Annotated in this window: 24 protein-coding genes; 2 read left to right on the top strand and 22 right to left on the bottom strand. The window is 38.8% G+C overall.

Going from position 1 to position 19,360, the window contains the following annotated elements; all coding sequences use genetic code 11:
- Positions 1 to 158: 158 nt before the first annotated feature.
- From BBI00_RS08650 to BBI00_RS08705, 13 genes are all read right to left on the bottom strand, one after another.
- Positions 159 to 1,181 carry a glutaminyl-peptide cyclotransferase gene (locus BBI00_RS08650; protein WP_065398382.1) on the bottom strand — a complete coding sequence of 341 codons (1,023 nt, stop codon included), beginning with the start codon at positions 1,179 to 1,181 and terminating at the stop codon, positions 159 to 161.
- Positions 1,182 to 1,216: 35 nt separating this feature from the next.
- Complete coding sequence (locus tag BBI00_RS08655; RefSeq protein WP_065398383.1) at positions 1,217 to 1,600, bottom strand: VOC family protein; 384 nt, start codon at positions 1,598 to 1,600, stop codon at positions 1,217 to 1,219.
- Positions 1,597 to 2,106, bottom strand: coding sequence for a GNAT family N-acetyltransferase (locus tag BBI00_RS08660; RefSeq protein ID WP_065398384.1), 510 nt, complete (start codon positions 2,104 to 2,106; stop codon positions 1,597 to 1,599). The genes BBI00_RS08655 and BBI00_RS08660 overlap by 4 nt, the downstream gene beginning before the upstream one ends.
- Entirely contained in the window at positions 2,103 to 2,537 is a 435-nt protein-coding gene (locus BBI00_RS08665; protein ID WP_065398385.1) for an SRPBCC family protein, read from the bottom strand. The genes BBI00_RS08660 and BBI00_RS08665 overlap by 4 nt, the downstream gene beginning before the upstream one ends.
- Positions 2,538 to 2,719: 182 nt before the next feature.
- Positions 2,720 to 4,333 carry a Na+/H+ antiporter gene (locus tag BBI00_RS08670; protein WP_065398386.1) on the bottom strand — a complete coding sequence of 538 codons (1,614 nt, stop codon included), beginning with the start codon at positions 4,331 to 4,333 and terminating at the stop codon, positions 2,720 to 2,722.
- A gap of 105 nt (positions 4,334 to 4,438) precedes the next feature.
- Positions 4,439 to 5,443, bottom strand: a complete 1,005-nt coding sequence (locus BBI00_RS08675; RefSeq protein ID WP_065398387.1) for a bestrophin family protein — start codon at positions 5,441 to 5,443, stop codon at positions 4,439 to 4,441.
- Between the two features lie 75 nt (positions 5,444 to 5,518).
- The gene (locus BBI00_RS08680) at positions 5,519 to 6,196 is read right to left on the bottom strand and encodes a DUF2490 domain-containing protein (protein ID WP_065398388.1); all 678 of its coding nucleotides are present in this window, start codon (positions 6,194 to 6,196) and stop codon (positions 5,519 to 5,521) included.
- 130 nt (positions 6,197 to 6,326) lie between these two features.
- The gene (locus BBI00_RS23765; protein ID WP_394363633.1) at positions 6,327 to 6,452 is read right to left on the bottom strand and encodes a DUF1398 family protein; all 126 of its coding nucleotides are present in this window, start codon (positions 6,450 to 6,452) and stop codon (positions 6,327 to 6,329) included.
- Positions 6,453 to 6,492: 40 nt separating this feature from the next.
- Positions 6,493 to 6,720, bottom strand: a complete 228-nt coding sequence (locus tag BBI00_RS23660; protein ID WP_262487246.1) for a DUF1398 domain-containing protein — start codon at positions 6,718 to 6,720, stop codon at positions 6,493 to 6,495.
- 131 nt (positions 6,721 to 6,851) lie between these two features.
- Entirely contained in the window at positions 6,852 to 7,541 is a 690-nt protein-coding gene (locus tag BBI00_RS08690; protein WP_065398389.1) for a response regulator transcription factor, read from the bottom strand.
- Positions 7,542 to 7,553: 12 nt separating this feature from the next.
- Positions 7,554 to 8,330 carry a sensor histidine kinase gene (locus tag BBI00_RS08695; protein WP_065398390.1) on the bottom strand — a complete coding sequence of 259 codons (777 nt, stop codon included), beginning with the start codon at positions 8,328 to 8,330 and terminating at the stop codon, positions 7,554 to 7,556.
- A gap of 21 nt (positions 8,331 to 8,351) precedes the next feature.
- Positions 8,352 to 8,984 (bottom strand): hypothetical protein, encoded by a 633-nt coding sequence (locus BBI00_RS08700; protein WP_083988462.1) that lies wholly within the window; start codon positions 8,982 to 8,984, stop codon positions 8,352 to 8,354.
- A gap of 16 nt (positions 8,985 to 9,000) precedes the next feature.
- On the bottom strand, positions 9,001 to 9,327 hold the full coding sequence (locus BBI00_RS08705; RefSeq protein WP_065398391.1) for a hypothetical protein: 327 nt from the start codon (positions 9,325 to 9,327) through the stop codon (positions 9,001 to 9,003).
- Positions 9,328 to 9,665: 338 nt separating this feature from the next.
- Here BBI00_RS08705 and BBI00_RS08710 point away from each other — a divergent pair, with 338 nt between their 5' ends.
- Entirely contained in the window at positions 9,666 to 10,508 is an 843-nt protein-coding gene (locus tag BBI00_RS08710) for a T9SS type A sorting domain-containing protein (protein WP_065398392.1), read from the top strand.
- A 93-nt stretch (positions 10,509 to 10,601) separates the two neighbouring features.
- On the opposite strand, the gene BBI00_RS08715 is transcribed toward BBI00_RS08710, so the two are convergent.
- The 8 genes from BBI00_RS08715 to BBI00_RS08750 form a co-directional block, all read right to left on the bottom strand.
- Positions 10,602 to 11,051 carry a VOC family protein gene (locus BBI00_RS08715; RefSeq protein ID WP_065398393.1) on the bottom strand — a complete coding sequence of 150 codons (450 nt, stop codon included), beginning with the start codon at positions 11,049 to 11,051 and terminating at the stop codon, positions 10,602 to 10,604.
- Positions 11,052 to 11,096: 45 nt separating this feature from the next.
- Complete coding sequence (locus BBI00_RS08720; RefSeq protein WP_065398394.1) at positions 11,097 to 11,471, bottom strand: VOC family protein; 375 nt, start codon at positions 11,469 to 11,471, stop codon at positions 11,097 to 11,099.
- Positions 11,468 to 11,872, bottom strand: a complete 405-nt coding sequence (locus BBI00_RS08725) for a hypothetical protein (protein ID WP_065398395.1) — start codon at positions 11,870 to 11,872, stop codon at positions 11,468 to 11,470. Before BBI00_RS08725 ends, BBI00_RS08720 begins: the two co-directional genes overlap by 4 nt.
- 2 nt (positions 11,873 to 11,874) lie before the next feature.
- Positions 11,875 to 12,345, bottom strand: a complete 471-nt coding sequence (locus BBI00_RS08730) for a hypothetical protein (RefSeq protein ID WP_065398396.1) — start codon at positions 12,343 to 12,345, stop codon at positions 11,875 to 11,877.
- 12 nt (positions 12,346 to 12,357) lie between these two features.
- Positions 12,358 to 12,813 (bottom strand): DUF1569 domain-containing protein, encoded by a 456-nt coding sequence (locus BBI00_RS08735; protein WP_065398397.1) that lies wholly within the window; start codon positions 12,811 to 12,813, stop codon positions 12,358 to 12,360.
- A gap of 251 nt (positions 12,814 to 13,064) precedes the next feature.
- The gene (locus BBI00_RS08740) at positions 13,065 to 14,282 is read right to left on the bottom strand and encodes an ABC transporter permease (protein WP_065398398.1); all 1,218 of its coding nucleotides are present in this window, start codon (positions 14,280 to 14,282) and stop codon (positions 13,065 to 13,067) included.
- Between the two features lie 69 nt (positions 14,283 to 14,351).
- A complete protein-coding gene (locus BBI00_RS08745) occupies positions 14,352 to 15,308 on the bottom strand; it encodes an HlyD family secretion protein (RefSeq protein WP_065399681.1) in 957 nt (318 codons plus the stop codon).
- 11 nt (positions 15,309 to 15,319) lie between these two features.
- On the bottom strand, positions 15,320 to 16,738 hold the full coding sequence (locus tag BBI00_RS08750; protein ID WP_065398399.1) for a TolC family protein: 1,419 nt from the start codon (positions 16,736 to 16,738) through the stop codon (positions 15,320 to 15,322).
- Positions 16,739 to 16,902: 164 nt separating this feature from the next.
- On the opposite strand from BBI00_RS08750, the gene BBI00_RS08755 reads away from it, so the two are divergent.
- The gene (locus tag BBI00_RS08755) at positions 16,903 to 18,132 is read left to right on the top strand and encodes a thrombospondin type 3 repeat-containing protein (protein WP_065398400.1); all 1,230 of its coding nucleotides are present in this window, start codon (positions 16,903 to 16,905) and stop codon (positions 18,130 to 18,132) included.
- A 733-nt stretch (positions 18,133 to 18,865) separates the two neighbouring features.
- On the opposite strand, the gene eco is transcribed toward BBI00_RS08755, so the two are convergent.
- Positions 18,866 to 19,354 carry a serine protease inhibitor ecotin gene (eco, locus tag BBI00_RS08760; protein ID WP_065398401.1) on the bottom strand — a complete coding sequence of 163 codons (489 nt, stop codon included), beginning with the start codon at positions 19,352 to 19,354 and terminating at the stop codon, positions 18,866 to 18,868.
- Between the last annotated feature and the right edge of the window lie 6 nt (positions 19,355 to 19,360).

Raw genomic sequence — 19,360 nt, forward strand, 5'->3', positions numbered from 1 at the left:
TATCTATACTATCAATCAGTACAGAACCTACCAGACGCTCCTCAGCCAACAGTATTTTTTAGAAATACACTCATTTCCCAAAAAGGTACCATTTATATCCTTATAAAAATAGCGCTCCTAAGGAACGCTATCATTTATCTGTAAGTCATTTTTTTACTTTATTTGATCTGAACTTCATAGATCTTCGGCCAGTTTTTACCGGTTACCAGCATATTTTCTCCTTTGAAGGCAATTCCGTTCAGTACATCATCACTTCCTTTGGTATTTTGTCTGGCAATTTCTGTGAAATCAAATGTTCCTACGACTTCTCCGTTAGCAGGATTTATCTTTAAAATGATTGGTTTCTGCCATACATTGGCATAGATAAAGCCATTGTGATACTCCAGCTCGTTCAACTGATCATAAGCCTGTGTACTTCCTGCAACGGCAATGTATTTGATCACTTTTGAAGGCTCGTTAGGATCAAGGAAATACAAAAGTTTACTTCCATCAGAAGCGATCAGGTTCTTTCCGTCATACGTCAATCCCCATCCTTCCCCCAAAACATTAGGGTAAGCAAATTCAGAAATGAGCTTTAAAGAATTTTTATCATAGATATATCCTTTTTTGCTCTGCCATGTCAGCTGGTATACTTTATCCCCAATAATTGTACTTCCTTCTGAGAAATCTTCCGGGGCCTGTTTGGTAGAAGCTAACGGTGTTGTAGTTCCCAGGGTATATTTCAGGATCTGGGAAGAACCGTTCTGGCCATCACTTTCATAAATGGTATTTCCTTCGATCTGGAACCCCTGTACAAAGTTTTTAGGATCATGAGGATATTCTGCCACGATCTGGTAAGCAATATTTTTTTCAGGATTTTTTGCAAATACATTGATGGTAGCATCCTGATTCAATACTTCTCCACCTTTTGTTTTGATATTAAAAGTAACGGCATTATCCCCTAATGTAAAAAACTTGGGATCAACCGTTAAATCTTTTGTTTCTTTATCTCCGAAGCTAATGGTTACGCTTTCTGCATTTTCCGTCACTTCTTTCGGAAGCTCCAGCTTATCACCGAAGTGGTATCCTTTTGCTTCCATTGACGTATTATACGTATTTAATGTATCAAGAATTTCTTTATTCTTGTTACAAGATGCCAGTAATAAAATCGCTGCGAAACCCGCTATTATATTTTTTTTCATTGACTTTCTAAATATTTCCCCAAAAATAGCAAATTTTATTCCGTATTGCCAATATTATCGGTTGGTTCACCAAATTGAAGGATATAACCGTTGTTATCATAGATTCCAAACTCCCTCATTCCCCATTCAAAAGTTTCAATTTCATAACAGATTCTGGCCTTTGTTTTAAGGTCTTCCCAAAGTTCATCCACTTTATTGACATTAAAATAAAATGATCCGCTAAAGCCAATACCGGCAGTTTTTTCGTGTTCGTTTGGCTGGGAAAGCATGATATAGATCTCATCTTTGCGGAGGGAAGCCCACTGCCAGTCATCGTTTCTGCCCATCAGGGTAAAACCGAGGACACGCATATAAAAGCCTATCGTATCATCAAGATTCTCAGTCCAGAGAATCGGCCGGAGTCCTGTAAACTGTATCATGATTCCTGTAGTTCAAAAGTTTTTTTATCGATTTTCATATTAAGGGAAACCCATGTTTCCTGATCAATCACCGCTTCTTTCCTTATGTCCGGATCAATGGCAAAACCTGCTTTTTTATAGCATTCAATAGCTCCGGTATTCCAGTCGTATACATTCAGCTCCGCTGTTTTTCTGTCAAAATGACTGAAGCCGTATTTCAGGAGTTCTTTCATTACTTTTTTTCCATATCCTTTTCCCCTGTTGTTTTCATCCCAGATCAGAATTCTTCCCAGCAGAAATGTCTCTTCTTTCAAAAAGATCTGAGCGTGTCCTATTACAGTATGATCAGTCTGCTCCACTATTCTGAACAATGTTCTGTTTGGATCATGTAAATCTTCTTCCAGCTGGTCAGCGGTAAGAGGAAACTGATACATGGGACCGGCAAACTGCAGCAGCATTCTTTCATCTGTTATTTTTGAGATCAGTACCTCAGCATCATCAAGGGTAAAAGGCTGTAATTTGATCATAAGCTGTTTTTTTCTGAGTATTCCTTTAAACTTTGCCCAATAATGGCATTCCAGCCTCCGGTAAAACTTTCTCTGGAGAAACTGTCACCGAGACCACTGAAGTTTTCGATTCCTTCATGGGTAAATTTTACTACTGTAGCATCATCCTGCGGTAAAAGTTCCCATGTTACCATTGTTTTCTGATCTGAAAAGTCAGGATAAGACCAGGTATGTTTCAATTTCTGAAGAGGAACAATTTCTATGATCACGCACTGATGGTGGAATTTATTTTCTCCGCCAGGCTCATAGAAATTAAACTGTTTTCCGACTTCAGGTTCAAAATCCGGAATATCGAAATACCAGAGTTTCATTTCAGTTTTATCAGTCAATGCCTTCCAGATCTTTTCAACCGGAGCATTTATTTTGTATTGAACGGTGATTGGTGTATTCATATTGTTACAATTTTACCAGGATACCGGATTATTTTTATAAGCAAAAAAGCCACAAAAGTTTTTAAGCATTTTCGTTATTCAAGTTTAAATCCTGCTGAATGCAAGTTAGCTTTAATCTTAAACTTAGCCTAAATTCTTTTATGACTTTTGTCGCTGACTTTTACTTTATGTCAAATTTCTTATTATCCGTGGGAGAATCCGGTGATTTTTGCCTCATCAAAATCCAGCTGCATTTCAATGGTCCGCATCACATGGTCATCAAATATTTTCTCCCGTTTCATTCTGTGCAGCTCGTTTCTCTGGGCCTGGATGATCTGACGCAATACATCTTTATTTTCATTGATCGCTGTCACATAATCTCCTGTAGAAGCCATACATTGGGCCTTATCTGCCATCAGCATCATTTCATTTTCCAGCTTATGTTTCTGATGACGTACCAGACTGTTGCTTACAGCCAGCTCAGAAAAATCATTTTCAAGTTTGTGTAAAGCTGTCTCTTTCAACTTACGCATCAGGATTACTTCCTGTTTTTCTTCCGGCAGTTCACTTCCAGCATCCTGTATTTTTAACAGTTTAAGAATTGGACTCAGCAGTAATCCCTGCCCTACCAACGTGATCAGTATAATAACGAAAGTTACAAATAAAATGATATTTCTGTGTGGAAATGCTTCTCCATTGGGAAGAAATGCAGGTATAGACAAAGCTGCCGCCAGGGATACAACACCTCTCATCGCAGCAAAACTGATGATGAACGGTTCCCGCCAATCCGGTTTGGGAACTTTTAACCTCAGTTCTTTGGAGCAAACCCTTGGGAAATACATCAGGGCATAGCTGTACAAAATTCTTGTCGCAATGATGGCTCCTCCAATCACTACACTATAAAATATCCCGTCAGAAATGGTGTATTCCTGCATCCCTTCAACAACGATAGGAAGTTCCAGCCCGATAAGGATAAAGATAATGGTATTCATCAGGAATATTAATACGCTCCAGACATTTCCCGACTGAATCCTCGATGTATGGCTCAGATAACAGTGTGAATTATAAGACATCAGCAATCCGCCCGATACTACCGCCAATACTCCTGAAAAATGGAAATGCTCTGCTCCCACATACATGATGTAAGGAACAATAAGTGTAATAATGGTATCGATATTGGAGTTTGTAGGAATGATTTTCAGTAGTGCTCCAAACAGGAAACCTACAGCTACTCCTACAGCAATTCCTCCAATCGCCATAGTGAAGAAGTCCTGAACAGCATCTCTCCAGATAAACTGTCCGGAAATCACCGCTGCCAGAGCAAATTTAAAGACAATCAAACTGGATGCGTCGTTAATAAGGCTCTCTCCTTCCAAAATATTGGTAATCTTTTTAGGAATTTTCATATGCTTCAATACCGAAGTGGCTGCTACCGCATCAGGCGGGGAATTGACACCTCCCAACAGGAATCCCATCGCCAGAGTAAGACCCGGAATAATGGAAGATGAAAGATAGGCAACCACTATTGAGGTGAGAAATACCAGCCCGAAAGCCATAGAAAAAATCTGTTTTCTCCATTTATGAAAATCCTGCCAGGACGTAAACCATGCCGCTTCAAACAAAATAGGCGGCAGGAAGATAAGAAATACCAGATCAGGCTCTATTTCCACCCGTGGCATTCCCGGAATAAAGCTGATGAGCAATCCGGCAATCACAAGAAAGATCGGATAAGCTACCTTCAGCTTCTGCCCGATCATTACTAATATCATTACAGACAGTAATACTACAATGGATATTATAACATAGCTGTGAATCATTTTGATTAAGTTTTTTTAAGTATTATTTTTTTATTATTGAGATTGAAAGATCTTTTAAAACCTTATCAGCTCTGAGGTTCATAAAGTTTTTCGCCTCTCAGTTCATTACAGCACAATATTATTCTTCGGGCCGATCGCCGGAGGAAGATCAGATTCATCCAGCATATCCCTCATATCGATTTCGATGGTACGGCTGATCTGGGTGATGGGAACATCATTGGGACTCCCTTCAAACGGATTTACTGAAGCTTCACCTACACTGTCCAGCGTATGAAAGCACCATGTCACCAACAGAGAAAAGGGAATATTGAACCATAACGTCCAGCCTTCTACCATGGTACCGTCTCCCAGCTTAGCAAATTCTTTTAACAATCCAAAAGGGACAAAAACAATGAATAAAAGCAAAAGATAAGTAGTGATCGACGAAAAGTTTCTCGGATAAGGAAAATTTTTAATTCTTTCCGCTTTTCCCTGGCTGTCTGTAAATTTTACCAGCTGCTGATTGATCTGCGTCCACTGGAAATCATTGATTTCTCCTTTTTCATAGGCTTCAGACAATTCTTTACTCTGGCTGGCCATCAGCTGTGTTGCCCGGTTCTTTTTGCTCAAAATATACTGAAGTTCACTTGCCGGAAGGTACTGCTTCAGTTCTTCATCCAGTTTGGAAAGCCTTTCCGGAATGTCATATTTTTTTGCATATTCATCAAACTGGGAAGTTCCCATATTTTCCCATGCTCTCGGTTCCCTGAGCTGAAATCTAAGAGCGGTAAGCCATGCATAATGACGCAGAAACATTTCTTTTACTTTAGCCGGATCTTTTGAAACCAGGGCATCCCTCAGGATATAACCGAAACTCCGGCTGTCATTAATGATGGCTCCATAGATTTGTCTTGCCTCCCATAATCTGCTGTAGCTTGCATTATTTTTAAATCCTACGATAAAGGCTACTGCGGTTCCCATAATGGCAATGGGCTGCCACGGAACGGATAAGAACGTCCATCCTAAGAAGTATAAAACTGTAGGAATAGCAGACAAAACGGTCAGGGCATAAATGCTTCGTCTTGTCCATGTGGCAAATTCAAGTGCTCCGAATCTTTTTCCTGAATGCATATGTGTTTATTTTTATTAGTTAATGATCATTTATTTTTCAGATATTTTTTTCATCAGCATTCAGCATCATTTTCATTAGTTTTTGGTAAACGGGATATTGTTATAAAACCCGATCTGAATCTGTCCCCGGTTTTTGTTTTCCTGAAGCTGGTTCATATATCCGGCTTCTATCCTCATATTCTTGTTGATGACATAGCCTAAAGCTCCGTATACCCTGTTTCTGTCGAAAACCGGACTGTTAAAATGTAAAAAGATTTCGTTATAAACGGATGCATAGAGTGTTTTGGGCAGCATTTCTTTCTGAGTGATCGGAATATTCACTCCCAGCATATAACGGAATCTCATTCTGAAATCATCTTCCAGGAAACGTTCTTCCAGGCGGTAACGATGCTGAAGATTAAAACGGCCGAACTTCTGTTTGGTAATAAACTGCTGGAAAATTCTGTGCTCAATATTCTCTTTTTTTTCTCCGTTTACATAAGGCTGGCTCAGAATGAAACCATATCCCAATAAAACGTTATTATTGTTTTCGGTCAGGTCATATCCTATCCCCGTACGGATTAAAAGCTGTTCCAGATCTCCGATCGCATCAAAGTTCCGGTACTGGATTTCATTATGCCAGTTTAGCTTCTTACTGATCTTATTATTTCCAAAGTACATATACCAGGCTCCCAGATCATTTTTTTGTGCAAACGCCAATATGGACCCAAATCCTAATACCGTAACAGCCAGCTTCGTAAAAATCTTTCTCATGTTTGTAATTACTATTGTCTATCGTTTTAAACAAAATTAATACTTTAAATCAATAATAGCAAACAAATATTCAATATGGCCTGTATGGAGCATTGGAAGTGAATCAGAGAATTCCCAACCCCATTACATATCATGCAGGTATCTGTTCAACGAGAATTTCTTTTCCGTTTTTGTCAAAATAAGCACAGGTCATGGCATTCAGATCCATCTTCCAGCCTTCAATTCCGTTTACGGCACAATCATTACAGAATGTCATATAATCTGTACTGCCCTGCTGGTGCAGCTTTAGTCTTGTTTTAAAATTTTCCAGATGTAAATGTTTGGGAAATGGTAAGGGTATCATATTTACTTCCTGTCTGTACAGAGCTTTCATCTGTACAGTAGTATTCTGTATTTCCGTCAGCAACACTGGCTGTATAATGGGAAACTCCAAGGTCTTTTATCGCCCGGATGTATTGTGGGAAATCTGCTCCGGTTTTTACTTTCTGATGTTCCGCTTTGATATTTTCAATTGTAAATTTCATCTTTTCAGTGTATTTTCAGTCGGTTGATTGTATACGCTTTGTCTTCAGATACAGCTTTTCACAGGCAAGCCGTATCTTCTCTGTTTATTTCAAAAACAAAGACTAATTTAATCAGAAAATATCAATAAAATTTAGTTGAAGCGGTCTTTCAGATAATTTGTATCTACAATTTTGCTTTCTATGGCGTATACCACTAAACCGGCTGTATTTTTAGCTCCGGTTTTCAGAAGAAGGCTGTTGCGATGCCCTTCTACCGTTCTGGAACTTATAAAAAGGCGGTCTGCAATTTCAGGGGTACTGTACTGTTTACAGATGAGTTCCAGCACTTCTTTTTCTCTTTTTGAAATGTGGTTGGCATCGAAAATACTGGAGACTTTCTTTTTAGGTTCCGTAAGATTCTCATGCAGGGCTTCCATCACTTCGGGATTATAAAAGAATCCTTTCTGATGTACTTCCCGGATGGCATTGAGTAATTCTGAAGGGCTGGAATTCTTTTTGAGAAAAGAACACGCTCCCGACTGAATCATATTAACGATAAAGGCTTTCGTATTGTAGCTGGTAAGGGCTATAATTTTGATCTGGGGATATCTGATGTGAACCTGTTTGGTGGCTTCTACCCCATTTATTTCCGGCATATTGAGATCCATTAGGATGATATGCGGCAGCTCTTCAAGGGTGGTAAGGGTATCGAGCAGTTCTTTTCCGTTGCTGAAATCACGGACCAGCACGATATCTGTCTCTCTTTGGACCAATAATGAAATTCCCTGACGAAATAGGGCTTCATCATCTACGATCATCAGGCGAATGCTATCTTTTTCCATCTTTAATCAGATTTAAAATGTGAATTCTACAGTAATTCCTTTCCTGTTTTCGCTTTCTATCCTTAGTGTTCCGTTGATCAGCTCTACCCTGCTTCTTATATTCCGCAGTCCCAATCCTTCTTTAAGAGCATTTTTTTCAGGATCAAATCCTTTTCCGTTATCTTTATAAATACATGTATTTTTTCCTTCTTTTCCTTTAAATTCAATTTGAATACGGGTACTTTCCCCGTGTTTTACGGAATTATTGATCAGTTCCTGAAGTATCCTAAAGATATGCAAATTTTTCTCATCTTCCGCTTTGGCAAAATACAGGCTGTTGGAATAAGAAACCTGTACGGTTTTAGACATATTAATTTCTGAGCACAGTGCATCTATTGCCGCATGCAGACCAAATTTTTCCAGGACCGGTGGAAGCAGATCGTGAGAAATCTGTCTGGCACTTTCTGCTGTGGTGTTAACCAGGTTGATAATTTTATTTTTCAGCTCAGTATATTCTTCCCGTGTTAAGCTATCGGTATCCAGCAGGTGAATATTCAGGGATACGACACTCAGCTTTGAGCTGATGTCATCGTGCAGATCCTGGGCAATCCGCAACCGTTCTTTCTCCTGGGAACTTATGATAGCATGGGTAAGGTCTTTCTCATATCTGATCTCCAGTTCTTTTTTCTGAAGGAGGTTTTTCGTTATTTTTTTATTGGAAAAATAATAAAAGATGACCAGGGTAACCGCCAGTAATGTAAATGCTAAAAAAGTATAGACTATGGTGGAGATAATTGTATTTTCATTCATTTTATAAGATCATAACAGTAATTACACATTTTTTCTTCGGGAAAAGAAATACTCAGCGAAAATAAAAATCTGGTAAACGATAAACATGACCACATTCAATACCCAGATTTCTTTGTGCAGCTGCCGGTTCATCACCGTATACAGATTTCCGGACAGGAATATCACGGTACTGCTTATGAGATACAGTAAGAGTCCCAGGCATATGTAGTTGTATTTCTTTTGGGCATCCAGCGTATTATACAAATGAAACAATGCCAGAATAATAATTGAATAGGAAGTGACAAATATTTCAAATAAGTTGAATACATGATATTTCTCCGGATATATGATATACTGAACAACCAGTACCGAAGGAATACCTATTAAAAGGAACCGTGCCGTTTTTTTTTGATACTTCTCAGTTAAAATCTCATGAAAAAAAAGTCCCAGCAACAAAAACTGACCAATCAGATAATAATGGGAAAAAAACAGATTATTGATCTTCTGATAATTCAATACATAAAATACGATCTCGCATATCAGTATCCAGGCCAGATAACCTATAAAAAATGTATAAGCTCTTCCAGATCCGGAAAAGCCTATACAATATACTGCCAGATTAATCAGCAGAATGCCTTTTCCTATTAATGACAATATTTCAATCCAATGATCCAATGATCTTCAGTTTAGATTACAGATCCAGCCATTGTACCCTTGAACATACGCTTGGGCAGGGTGTTGTCATATCATAGATATAATATCCTTTCTCATAATCTACCATATCATCGCCAAGAATATCTACGCCCACCAAAAGAAATTTAAATTCTTTATCATCATTGATTGCATTGTAACCACGAAGATTGATCACGTTCGGATCTTTGGTGAAGATATCAGACACATCTTTTGGCGGAATCATATGTGCTTTGATCTCAGTGCCTGTAATGTCTGTTCTTGTCTGCCAGTTCTGAATCCATCTTTGGGCATCTTCCAATGGTACTGCATGTTTAGGTAATTCCATAGTTTACTTGTTTTTAAATGTTATATAATAGTAAGTCTAAATCCGGTAAGAGTATTTCTCCAAGTTATGAAAAAACCAATTATTTTGCTCAATAAGTTTATTTTATTTTCATTTACTTCCATTTCCCTCTTTTCTCTTCAAAAATAAAGCAATATGGAAAGTTAGAAATACGTATTTCTACGTGTTTTACAATTCGGAATTTTGTACGCTGTTTTCACCCATTATTTCCCCGTTACTTTGGAGTATTATTTAATATGATACCGAACAGGCGAAGAACACTCCTGAAGTTCAGATATATTCTTTAATTATCAAAAACACTAACTATAAAAATCAATATCATGAAAGCAATTATCTTTTTTATAATCTTTATTTTCCTAAGCAACAGTACACCGGTGCAGGCACAGACAACCACAGTCACTTTTGAAACGTCACCGGGAGGCAGCACTTCCTTTATCAGCAATGGATATGTTTTCAATATTGTTTCATATGCCGGAACTTTCAGAATTCAGTCCAATTATGCCAATACCGGATGGAACGGAACAGCCAATGATGATGTCTATATCGACAATACCGGGACCACCAATATCAATTCACCTTCTTTCGGTATCAAAAGCAGTTCTGCCTTTACCGTATCAAAATTCTGGGTCTTTTTAAGCAATACCTCCTTAAATCAATCTACCTCATCCGGAACGCTGATCATTACAGGAAAACTCGGCGGAGTCACCAAGTTTACCACCACCAAGACATCGGGGTTCAATACAACATTCAATGCTACAATAGGAACAACAGGTATCAATAACGGATTTACGCTGATTGATCTGGCCAACCTGAATAATCAGAACTACAGCAATACTGTGATTGATGAGATCCAGCTGCAGTCAACCGGAGCCTATTTATATATGTGCCTGGATGCTTTTACATGGACTAAATTTTCAACATTGGGAACCGGCGAAGTCCTTTCACAACAAAAAGCCAATGTGTACCCCAATCCCACTTCAGGAATTTTTCATCTGAATATGGAGAAAAGCAGTAAGGTTAGTTTATACGACCCATCCGGAAAGCTTGTGAAATCAGCCGAAACTGTAAAAGGTGAGAATAAAATGGATATTACCGGCCTGCCCGATGGAATCTATCTCATGAGTACAGAATCCCAAAGCTACAAAATCATTAAGAAGCAATAATTCTATCTGCTGTTTCATTCCTTCAATTTATACAATAAGCCCGGCAAAGAAATCTGCCGGGCTTTATCAATACATTTTTAAATCACAATAATCTTATGGATGCTGCTGCATTTTCGCCGGATCATCATAGTTGACCATCCAGTTGATCCCGAACTTATCGGTAAACATTCCGAAATAAGCTCCCCAGAAGGTATCTGCCAGTGGCATTGTAACCTGCCCGCCTGCAGAAAGCCCGTCAAATAATTTTCCCGCTTCCTCTTTAGATTCTGCATTGATCGAAATAGAGAAATTGTTTCCTGCTTTGAAACCTGAAGACCATTCACCTCCTGTATCACTTCCCATCAATACGGTTTCTTTAGAGATCGGAAGGGTAACGTGCATGATTTTATTTTTATCTTCCTCAGGCATTTCTTTTCCTTCCATTGGAGGCATTTCTCCAAAAGTTCCGATATAAGGATATTCTCCTCCGAAAACTGATTTATAGAAATCGAATGCTTCTCTGCAGTTTCCCTTAAATGTCAAATAAACGTTTACTGTTGCCATGATTGTTTTTTATAGTTAAGTTTTTTTAATAATATTCTACACCGTTTATGATCTGTGCTGATCGATCAGGATCATATTTCCGTCCGGGTCTTTCAGGTAGATATACTCAGGTCCGGAAGTCGTTTCATCAGCTTCCCTGTCAATTTCCACTCCGTTTTCCTTCAGATGTTTCTGAATGGTCCGCACGTCATCGAAGGATTCAAGATTCTGTGCATTCTCATCCCATCCCGGATTGAAGGTAAGCATATTACCATCAAACATTGCCTGAAACAGTCCTATAAGTGTAGATCCGTTTTTCATGATCAGGTAATTCTGTTCTGTAGCCCCTCCCATTGTTGTAAAGCCCAGTTTTTCGTAAAAATCTTTGGATTTCTGAAGATCTTTTACACTCAGACTGATTGAGAATGCTCCTAATTTCATATTTTTTTAGTTTTTAAAGCAAGCTGATGTCCTACAAAAACCAATCCCCAAACCAGAGTTCCTAAAATCCAGAACCAGATGGGAGTAGGTAAAGAAGCCATCATATAAATAGTTATCAGTAAAAAAAGAATACCGCACGTCAAAGCTGCAGTAGGCTTCCGGTCATTGGAAATTTTTGAGGCTGTAAATCCGGACACCAGTGCCGCTACTGCATAGGCCAGAATAATAAAAAACAGAGCCATAAAAGGGGCTTCGGATACATAAGCTTTCAAAGCTTCCATATCTCCGTCTTTTGCACCCACCGGAGGCGGATACAGAGAATGTCCTATTTTTTCAATGCCTGTGATGCAGACAGAGCCTGTAATCAGCCCTATGAGTACGGCTGCTATTCGTCTCAACATGATTACCGGTTTTTCAGATGGGTTTTGAATTCCAGTGTTCCGTCATAGCTTTTCCAGTCGCCGGTGAGCTCTATATTTTCCTCTTCCACCTTTTCGGTTTTTCTGTTCCATTTGAAGTTGTAAACAAACTTACCTTTGAAAAGCCCGGAATGTTTGCCTTTATTCTCCTCAGCCAGCTCATATTCACCAAATACGGTTCCCTGCTTCTTGGCATCTTTATATTTTGAAATGGTAATCTTCCCTTCAAATTTTGCATAGTTGGTATCTACAAGAGAATATCCCGAAACAAAATACTCCTGGTCATTCTTTTTATTCTGCTCGGCAATATTGATTTTCAGCTTAAGTTCCTGACCTTTATTTCCGATTGTACCTATATAAGGTTTGCTGCTATTGAGCCAGGTAGCTGAAATATCCGGCATCTGTCCCCATACAAAATGGGCAGCAAAAAGAAAAAGTAATAAATTTTTTTTCATATGATGATTGTTCTAAACTCCAAATTGTGACAGGTGATGATTGAGGTGCTTGGCAAACATATTGTTCCACTCCTGAGCATTCAGTTTCCCGAAAGAGAATGACTCTTTGCCATCAAAAGCTTCTGCTCCCAATTGCTGAGTTTTTTGGATAAAACCAATCAGTCTTGTTTTTTCTTCATGGAAGTTTTTTCTGCCGGTTACCAAAAACTGAGGCGCCGTAGGTGAATCTCTGGGGTAAGCTTTTTCACCCACTACTTTAGGTTTTACGAAAGTTTTTAAAATGAATTTGGCAATAGATCCCGGTTTTTTATGTTTTTCCGGCTCATATACCATTTCATAAGTAATACAGCAATGTGCCAACATCTGATCCACTGTCATTTTTCCCCATAATCCGTGGGTATCTTCTACAAGTCTGTTGATTCTATCAATATAGTTTTGAGCATCTTTGGCATCAAATACATTTTCCATATTTTTTCTAATTTACTACAGACAAATATATCAGTTTTTTTGTTTGATTGTAACAGTAGAATAAAAATTACGGTGATTTGACAGAGGGAGTCGAGATACGAGTTGTCGCTGAAGGTTTCGGAGTTCCAGTGGAAAAAAATAGGGTATTTACAGTTGTAAAAGTTGTTCTGTACCTGGCAATATTCTGCTTCAATCGTTATTGAATTTTGACCGGGGTGGTTGTATACAACCTTAAACAAAGACTGCAGCCTTTATGACCCTACTTCCATTTTTACTGATTTAGTTCCTTCCGCTGCTATTGCCTGTGGAGCTGCTTTTTTGAAGATCAGCCAAAGTTTGATCTTTAGAGCAATCCAGCCCAGAATGGCATATACCACAACAAGAATACTCAGGTGTTTAAGGTAAGGGAAAGTAAGTTCTACAGAACCTTTCTGGATCAATAAGATTTTAAAGGCCTGTAAAAACGGGGTTAGCGGAATAATATTGGCAATGAACTGAACAAAAGCAGGCATTGCGTTCAATGGCCAAGTAAAACCACTGATAATGAATGCCGGAGAAGCAATAACCATAAGGATCTGAGTCGCTTTCAGAGCATCCGGAATCAAAATACTGATAAATACCCCAAGGAATGATGCGGATCCTACAAAAACCGAAGTAAGGAGAATAAAATTGAATATTCCTTCCGGCATCGGAACCCTGAAGATCATATGCATGAAATAATATATACTTACGATAAGAATAGAAAATACCCAGATCGGAATAACCTTGATCAGCATTGTAGGGAATGCCCATTTCTTCATTTTAGCATATTCTTTTACAAAAGATCCTCTTTCAAATTCGGCGGCAAAACTTACAGCCATTGCCAGCAGGATCACCTGCTGCAGAACAACTGCCAGCATGGCAGGCCACATAAAGATAAGGTAGTTTCCGGTGGTATTGAAAAGGGTAATATAATTGGCTTTGAAAGGCTCATATTGGGTTGCTGCCTTTGCTGCAGGCATCCCTGCTTTCTGAAGGGCTTTGATGGATGCTCCGGCGGAGAAAGTACCTATCGTAAGCTGAAGTGCCTTGGAGGCAAAATTTGCCGTTAAAACATTTCCGGTATTGATATAAACATTCAGTTCGGGATATTTCTTCTGCAGCATATCGCCCTCAAATCTTGAAGGGATGATCACTACAGCTGCCGCTTCATGCCTGATCACCTCATCTTTGATGCTCAGAGGCTCCTGCAGGTACCTGATGATTCTGATGCTTTTATTATCATCCAGCATTTCCGTCAGCTGATTAGACAAAGGGGTATTATCCCTGTCGATAACCAGTACCGGTGTATTTTCAACTTTTCCGCTTTTGTAGACAAACCCCAGCAAGGTTGCATAAAAGACCGGTGCCAAAAAGAACACTGTCCGTAAGGTAGAATTGCCGATAAAAAGTTTGAACTCACGTTTTAAAAGACGGAAAAATTCTTTCATCTGTATATTTTTATATTTTTAAATGGCTATGAAAACTTCACTTCTGAAGACCCATTACTTCCATTTATATTATTTCAGAATAACATTTGCATTGACCAGAATACCTTTGGCCCTGTTCATATCTTTAGGCTTTACTTTGATCTCATAGATCGCATCCTGCAACTGATAATCAGGGTAAGCAGTGGTAATATCCGCATACTTGGTAAGCTGCTTGATGTACACAATATTCCCTGTCAGGTTTTCTTTATTGTAAACCACCTGCATATTAACTTCCTGCCCTTTTTTGTATTTGGAAATGGCACTTTCAGGGATCGTAAATCTGAAATAAGTGCTTTCCGGGATATAGCCATTGAATAAAGCAAAACCGGCTGTCGCCAATTCTCCGGTATTCAGGCTGATGGTTTCTATTTCCATATCGTTGGTAGCGATGATGTATCTTTCCGAATAGGCCACGTTGGCCTCCTGCAACGCCCCTTTCGCCTGGGAAGCCTGCCCGGCCGCCATCTCTACTTTTTCGAAGCGGGTTCCTCTCTGCACATCGTCCAGTTCCGCCACTACAGCATCATATTGCGCTTTTGCGCCCTGAAGCTTTGCATAGACCTCATCGTGAGCCTGTGGAGACATTAGACTGTCACGGAACATATTATTGGCTCTTCTGTAAGATTTCTGAGCGAATTCGTACTGTTCTTTAAGGCCTTTATATTTGGCCTGCAGCTGTCTCATCTGATCTGCGGTAGCTCCGTTCTTTGCCATCTGCTCCTGAGCTGTAGCTGCATTCACAGCCCCCTGGGCCTGGGCAATTTTGGCAGAAACTTCCGGGACATCAAGCTGTGCCAGGGTATCTCCTTTTTTTACAGTTTGCCCTTCAGAGACATATATTTTTAAGATTCTTCCGGTAACCTTCGGGGCAAAAGAGATCACGTCTTTTTTAGTTTTTCCTTCAGGTTCCTTGATCTTTTCATCTTTTTTGTCACAGCTCCCCAGCATCAACAGAGCAGCAAAGAGTACAGATATATTTTTATGCATCATTTTAATTTTTAAGGGATTAAATAAAGTTTGGTGATATCCAGCTCCTGGGTAGATCTCATCAGTTCTATTCCCGCTCTTCTCTGGTTAAAAACTGCATTCTGATATTCCAGTTCAGCGGCTTCCAGATCATTTTCGGCATCAATAAGCTGTGAAGACTTGCTCATCCCGTACCTGAACTCTTTTTCAGCCTGTACCAGTGCATTCTTTGCCAGTTCCTTTTCTTTAGCTTTCAGGGTGATCTGTGCAGAGGCAATATTATAGTTGGTCTGGTTGTTGGCCTGGTTCAGTGTCAGTTTTTTTAAAGCATCTTCTTTCTGGTTCTGCAGCATTTCTTTCCCAACTTTGGCAGTTTCTTCTGCATGTTTTCCTTCTTTACCATCAAAAATCTCCCACTTGAACCCTACTCCAGCTGTAATCAGAGGGAATACATTGATATTATTAGGTCTCCAGTCCAGTTTTTTACCTTCATAGCCCAGTATCGGTACAGCCGGAATAATGTTTTCAGAACTTTTGATATGGTTACCGTAAAGCCCGATGTAGTATGCTGAGGCCATTAACTGCACTTTTGGAATCATCCATGTTTTTTCAGCTTTTATTTTGTAATCTGCTGCTGCAATCCCATGCTCAAGAGCCCGGATTTCCGCTCTCTGCTCTATTCCTTTTTCAGGAGAAAGCAATTCTACCGGTGACAGTACAGGATCAATCATTCTGAGACGTTCCCTGTCAATTCCTGTTAAAATATACAGCTGGGTAAGAAGCAGTTCTTTCTTCCCTTCATATTCTATAACCTTCGCATTTAAAGTGGCCTGGGCAAGTTCAATTTTCTTATGATCATAAGGAGTGATCAGTCCGTAACCTAATGCTTTATCTGCTGTTTTTTTATTGATATCAAGCCTTTTTGTACTTTCATCCAGTACTTTTCTGGACTGGTGAATCAATGCCAGCTGATCATAAGCTTTGGAAATGGCAGCTACCACCTCATCCTTTGTCTTCTCCAGCAGGATATCTTCAGATTTCTTTTTTTCTTCAACAGCTTTCTTCATGTATTTTACCTTACCTCCGGAATACAGAAGCATTTTGGCATCAGCTTTAGCTACGCCTGAGAATCCTGATACATTGAAATTGTTGTTGAATGCGCCTTCAGGGATATTAATAAAAGGAGCGAGATTAATTTCCGGTGAGGTAAGTCTTGCAGTACCGTTAAGATACCCGGCTTTTCCGCTCAGTTCCAAAGTAGGAAGGAAAATATCTTTCAGCTTATGCTCGTCGAGATCGGTAAGTTTATTTTGGGTCATCTGCATTTTGAGGTTCGAATCCCGAACCATGGCACTGTCTAAAAGTTCCTTAAAATCGGGAGCAGACTGTGCCCATCCCAAAGCAGGGAAAGCCAAAAAACTAAACGTAAAAATCAATAAATTGTTTTTCATGGTTTATGTTTATAACAAATATAATGCAAAAAATGTTTAAATCCTTAATCATAATCCCACAAAACAGTGAATTTAAAACAAGTTTAAAATCTGTTTAAATATAACGCTCTTTAAAATAAAGTTTTGCCCGATCCGTTTAAATCTTAATTAAAAACTAAAAAACTTTGAAAAAACTGATAACTCTACTTTTACAGTTTCCTTTTTGCCTGATTTTTTCTCAGCAAACACTAGGCTGCAAGTGCATTCAGTTCGAAAAACTGAAGGACAGCCTTTCCAGTTCCCATTTCCCTTTCAGACCTGTCACGGAACAAGAGGCCCTCACTCCACCCTTTCAATATATATCGGTAAAGTATATCAAACAAAATGCTCATTCAAAAAACATCATTGATCCGGTGAAGCAAAGAACGAAAGATCTGCCTTATGATAATTTTGATGCAATATATGCCATCAGACAAGAGGAATTTGATAAAAAAGTAAGTGATATTCCTATTCCGCTTATTGTAAAAACCGGCCAGCTTAACGGAACAGTCGCTATACTCTATACCACAGATTCATTTTTATCCAATGACTATTATCTGAGGATTTCGAAAGACAACGGGAAAACGTGGAAAAATTATTTTACCGGACTTGTTGCCAATCAGCATTATTTTTTAAAAAGCAATTCCGGATATCCGTTGTGGAAGGATGAAAATCATCTTCAGATTGAAGCAGATATCACCCGGATGACCCAACATCATGTTTATGGAGCTTCCCCTGAATATGCCATTGTAAAAGACAATGCTTTACTGACTTTTGACCTTTCTGAAATTTTAAAAGATTCTGACGGAGACGGCATCAATGATATTGAAGAAAACAGAAAGCTTTTTACCAATCCTTATTCAAAGGATACAGACGGTGACGGCATCAGTGATGCGGAAGATAACAACCCCAAATATAAAACACCTGAAAATGATTTCACAAAACTCCTCCAGGGTATTATGTATGGCAACTATAACATTACTGTTCATCAGAATCCCTTCCATGAAGAATTTTTCATCCCACTGGCAACATTTAAAGAGGACCTGAAGAAGCAGAGGGAAGAACTTCCCGAAAGAAAAAAGGATTTTGTCTATTCATTGGATTACAGGATCATCGTGACTGATGATGAAAATCTGAAAGGCATGGAGCCCATTGATGAAAAAATTATTTTTTTGACCTCAAAAGAATATGCGGAATACAGTAAGTTTAACTATATGAACCGCTTCAAAACGTATTACAGCAAAATTTTCCGTTGTGATGATAAGAAAGACACCTATATTTTTATGATTGAAGGCACTACGACAGGCCTGACCTATCTTATCAAAAGAACTGCTGAGGGATGGAAAGTTGATATTATTAACCATTGGATGTCTTAATCTGTCTGAATATTTCAAAAATAAAATGTTTCTAATTTTTAATAACGCAACGTTCGCAAAGTTTAATCATACTCCATCTTTTAGTTCGCAAGGGCACTTCGTTCAGCAAGGGCAATGAAAACAATCAGATTAATAAAGTCTCAATTAGAATGAGTTTGTTATCCGTATTCAATAAGAGCGAACTTTAGTCCGTTATGCTAAAAATAATCATTCGAAAGGCTTTAGCCAAAATTTAAACGCAACCTTCGCAAAGTTTAATCATACTCCATCTTTTAGTTCGCAAGGGCACTTCGTTCAACAATGGCAATGAAAATAATTAGATTAACAAAGTCTTAATTAGAATGAGTTCGTTATCCGCATTCAATAGGAACGGACTTTAGTCCGTTATGCTAAAAATAATCATTCGAACGGCTTTAGCCAAAATTTAAACGCAACGTTTGCAAAGTTTAATCATACCCCATCTTGAAGTTCGCAAGGGCACTTCGTTCAGCAATGGCAATGGAAACAATAAGATTAATAAAGCTTTAATTAGAATGAGTTCGTTATCTGTATTCAATAGGAACGACTAAAGTCTGTTATGCTAAAAATTCCTGCCGAATGAAAAACTGTAGACTTATTTTTCATTGAAAAATCCGCAGTATTAACGAATTATTTTTAGTGATTATTAAAATCAAAAAAAGGCTCCCCACAGTGATGTGGGGAGCCTTCGTTATAGAGTTATAATAAGCTGATTCTATCTTTGAACTGCTTTTTTCATCGTGTTGTCAGGGCGTAGTACTCTGTAACGTACTTCAATATCTTTCGGTACATAAAACACCAATGGCAACTTACTGTTGTAGTTTACGATTTCCGGCTTCAGGGTTACAAACTTTTTCGTCAGTTTCTGTCCCGGGCAAGCCATCAGTGTACCTCCTGTTTCTCCTTTGGATTCTACTTCATAATAGTTATATCCCCATCCCTGAAGATCCTGGCTTTTCATTTCTCCCATCAGGAAGTACTTGTTGCAGTCTAACATTTTTTCAGTTCCAACGAAAACCTCTACTTTAAGGTCGGCTTCATTTTTTGCAACGGGAAGCTGAATATATACCTGCTTATATCCTTCTTTAGCTTTTGGGAACATTTCAATCTGCAGTTTTTCAAACTTTTCAGCTTTCTTTTGTGCGAAAGCGTTTACTCCTGCCATCAATATCAATCCTGCGATTAAAGTTTTAGAAAATTTCATCTTTTA

Origin of the sequence: Chryseobacterium arthrosphaerae, assembly GCF_001684965.1 — a bacterium.
GTDB classification, from domain to species: domain Bacteria; phylum Bacteroidota; class Bacteroidia; order Flavobacteriales; family Weeksellaceae; genus Chryseobacterium; species Chryseobacterium arthrosphaerae.

Bases quoted from the DNA above. Each gene is read 5' to 3' on its own strand.
- BBI00_RS08650 (WP_065398382.1), bottom strand. From the start codon at position 1,181: ATGAAAAAAAATATAATAGCGGGTTTCGCAGCGATTTTATTACTGGCA.
- BBI00_RS08655 (WP_065398383.1), bottom strand. From the start codon at position 1,600: ATGATACAGTTTACAGGACTCCGGCCGATTCTCTGGACTGAGAATCTT.
- BBI00_RS08660 (WP_065398384.1), bottom strand. From the start codon at position 2,106: ATGATCAAATTACAGCCTTTTACCCTTGATGATGCTGAGGTACTGATC.
- BBI00_RS08665 (WP_065398385.1), bottom strand. From the start codon at position 2,537: ATGAATACACCAATCACCGTTCAATACAAAATAAATGCTCCGGTTGAA.
- BBI00_RS08670 (WP_065398386.1), bottom strand. From the start codon at position 4,333: ATGATTCACAGCTATGTTATAATATCCATTGTAGTATTACTGTCTGTA.
- BBI00_RS08675 (WP_065398387.1), bottom strand. From the start codon at position 5,443: ATGCATTCAGGAAAAAGATTCGGAGCACTTGAATTTGCCACATGGACA.
- BBI00_RS08680 (WP_065398388.1), bottom strand. From the start codon at position 6,196: ATGAGAAAGATTTTTACGAAGCTGGCTGTTACGGTATTAGGATTTGGG.
- BBI00_RS23765 (WP_394363633.1), bottom strand. From the start codon at position 6,452: ATGACATTCTGTAATGATTGTGCCGTAAACGGAATTGAAGGCTGGAAG.
- BBI00_RS23660 (WP_262487246.1), bottom strand. From the start codon at position 6,720: ATGAAATTTACAATTGAAAATATCAAAGCGGAACATCAGAAAGTAAAA.
- BBI00_RS08690 (WP_065398389.1), bottom strand. From the start codon at position 7,541: ATGGAAAAAGATAGCATTCGCCTGATGATCGTAGATGATGAAGCCCTA.
- BBI00_RS08695 (WP_065398390.1), bottom strand. From the start codon at position 8,330: ATGAATGAAAATACAATTATCTCCACCATAGTCTATACTTTTTTAGCA.
- BBI00_RS08705 (WP_065398391.1), bottom strand. From the start codon at position 9,327: ATGGAATTACCTAAACATGCAGTACCATTGGAAGATGCCCAAAGATGG.
- BBI00_RS08710 (WP_065398392.1), top strand. From the start codon at position 9,666: ATGAAAGCAATTATCTTTTTTATAATCTTTATTTTCCTAAGCAACAGT.
- BBI00_RS08715 (WP_065398393.1), bottom strand. From the start codon at position 11,051: ATGGCAACAGTAAACGTTTATTTGACATTTAAGGGAAACTGCAGAGAA.
- BBI00_RS08720 (WP_065398394.1), bottom strand. From the start codon at position 11,471: ATGAAATTAGGAGCATTCTCAATCAGTCTGAGTGTAAAAGATCTTCAG.
- BBI00_RS08725 (WP_065398395.1), bottom strand. From the start codon at position 11,872: ATGTTGAGACGAATAGCAGCCGTACTCATAGGGCTGATTACAGGCTCT.
- BBI00_RS08730 (WP_065398396.1), bottom strand. From the start codon at position 12,345: ATGAAAAAAAATTTATTACTTTTTCTTTTTGCTGCCCATTTTGTATGG.
- BBI00_RS08735 (WP_065398397.1), bottom strand. From the start codon at position 12,813: ATGGAAAATGTATTTGATGCCAAAGATGCTCAAAACTATATTGATAGA.
- BBI00_RS08740 (WP_065398398.1), bottom strand. From the start codon at position 14,282: ATGAAAGAATTTTTCCGTCTTTTAAAACGTGAGTTCAAACTTTTTATC.
- BBI00_RS08745 (WP_065399681.1), bottom strand. From the start codon at position 15,308: ATGCATAAAAATATATCTGTACTCTTTGCTGCTCTGTTGATGCTGGGG.
- BBI00_RS08750 (WP_065398399.1), bottom strand. From the start codon at position 16,738: ATGAAAAACAATTTATTGATTTTTACGTTTAGTTTTTTGGCTTTCCCT.
- eco (WP_065398401.1), bottom strand. From the start codon at position 19,354: ATGAAATTTTCTAAAACTTTAATCGCAGGATTGATATTGATGGCAGGA.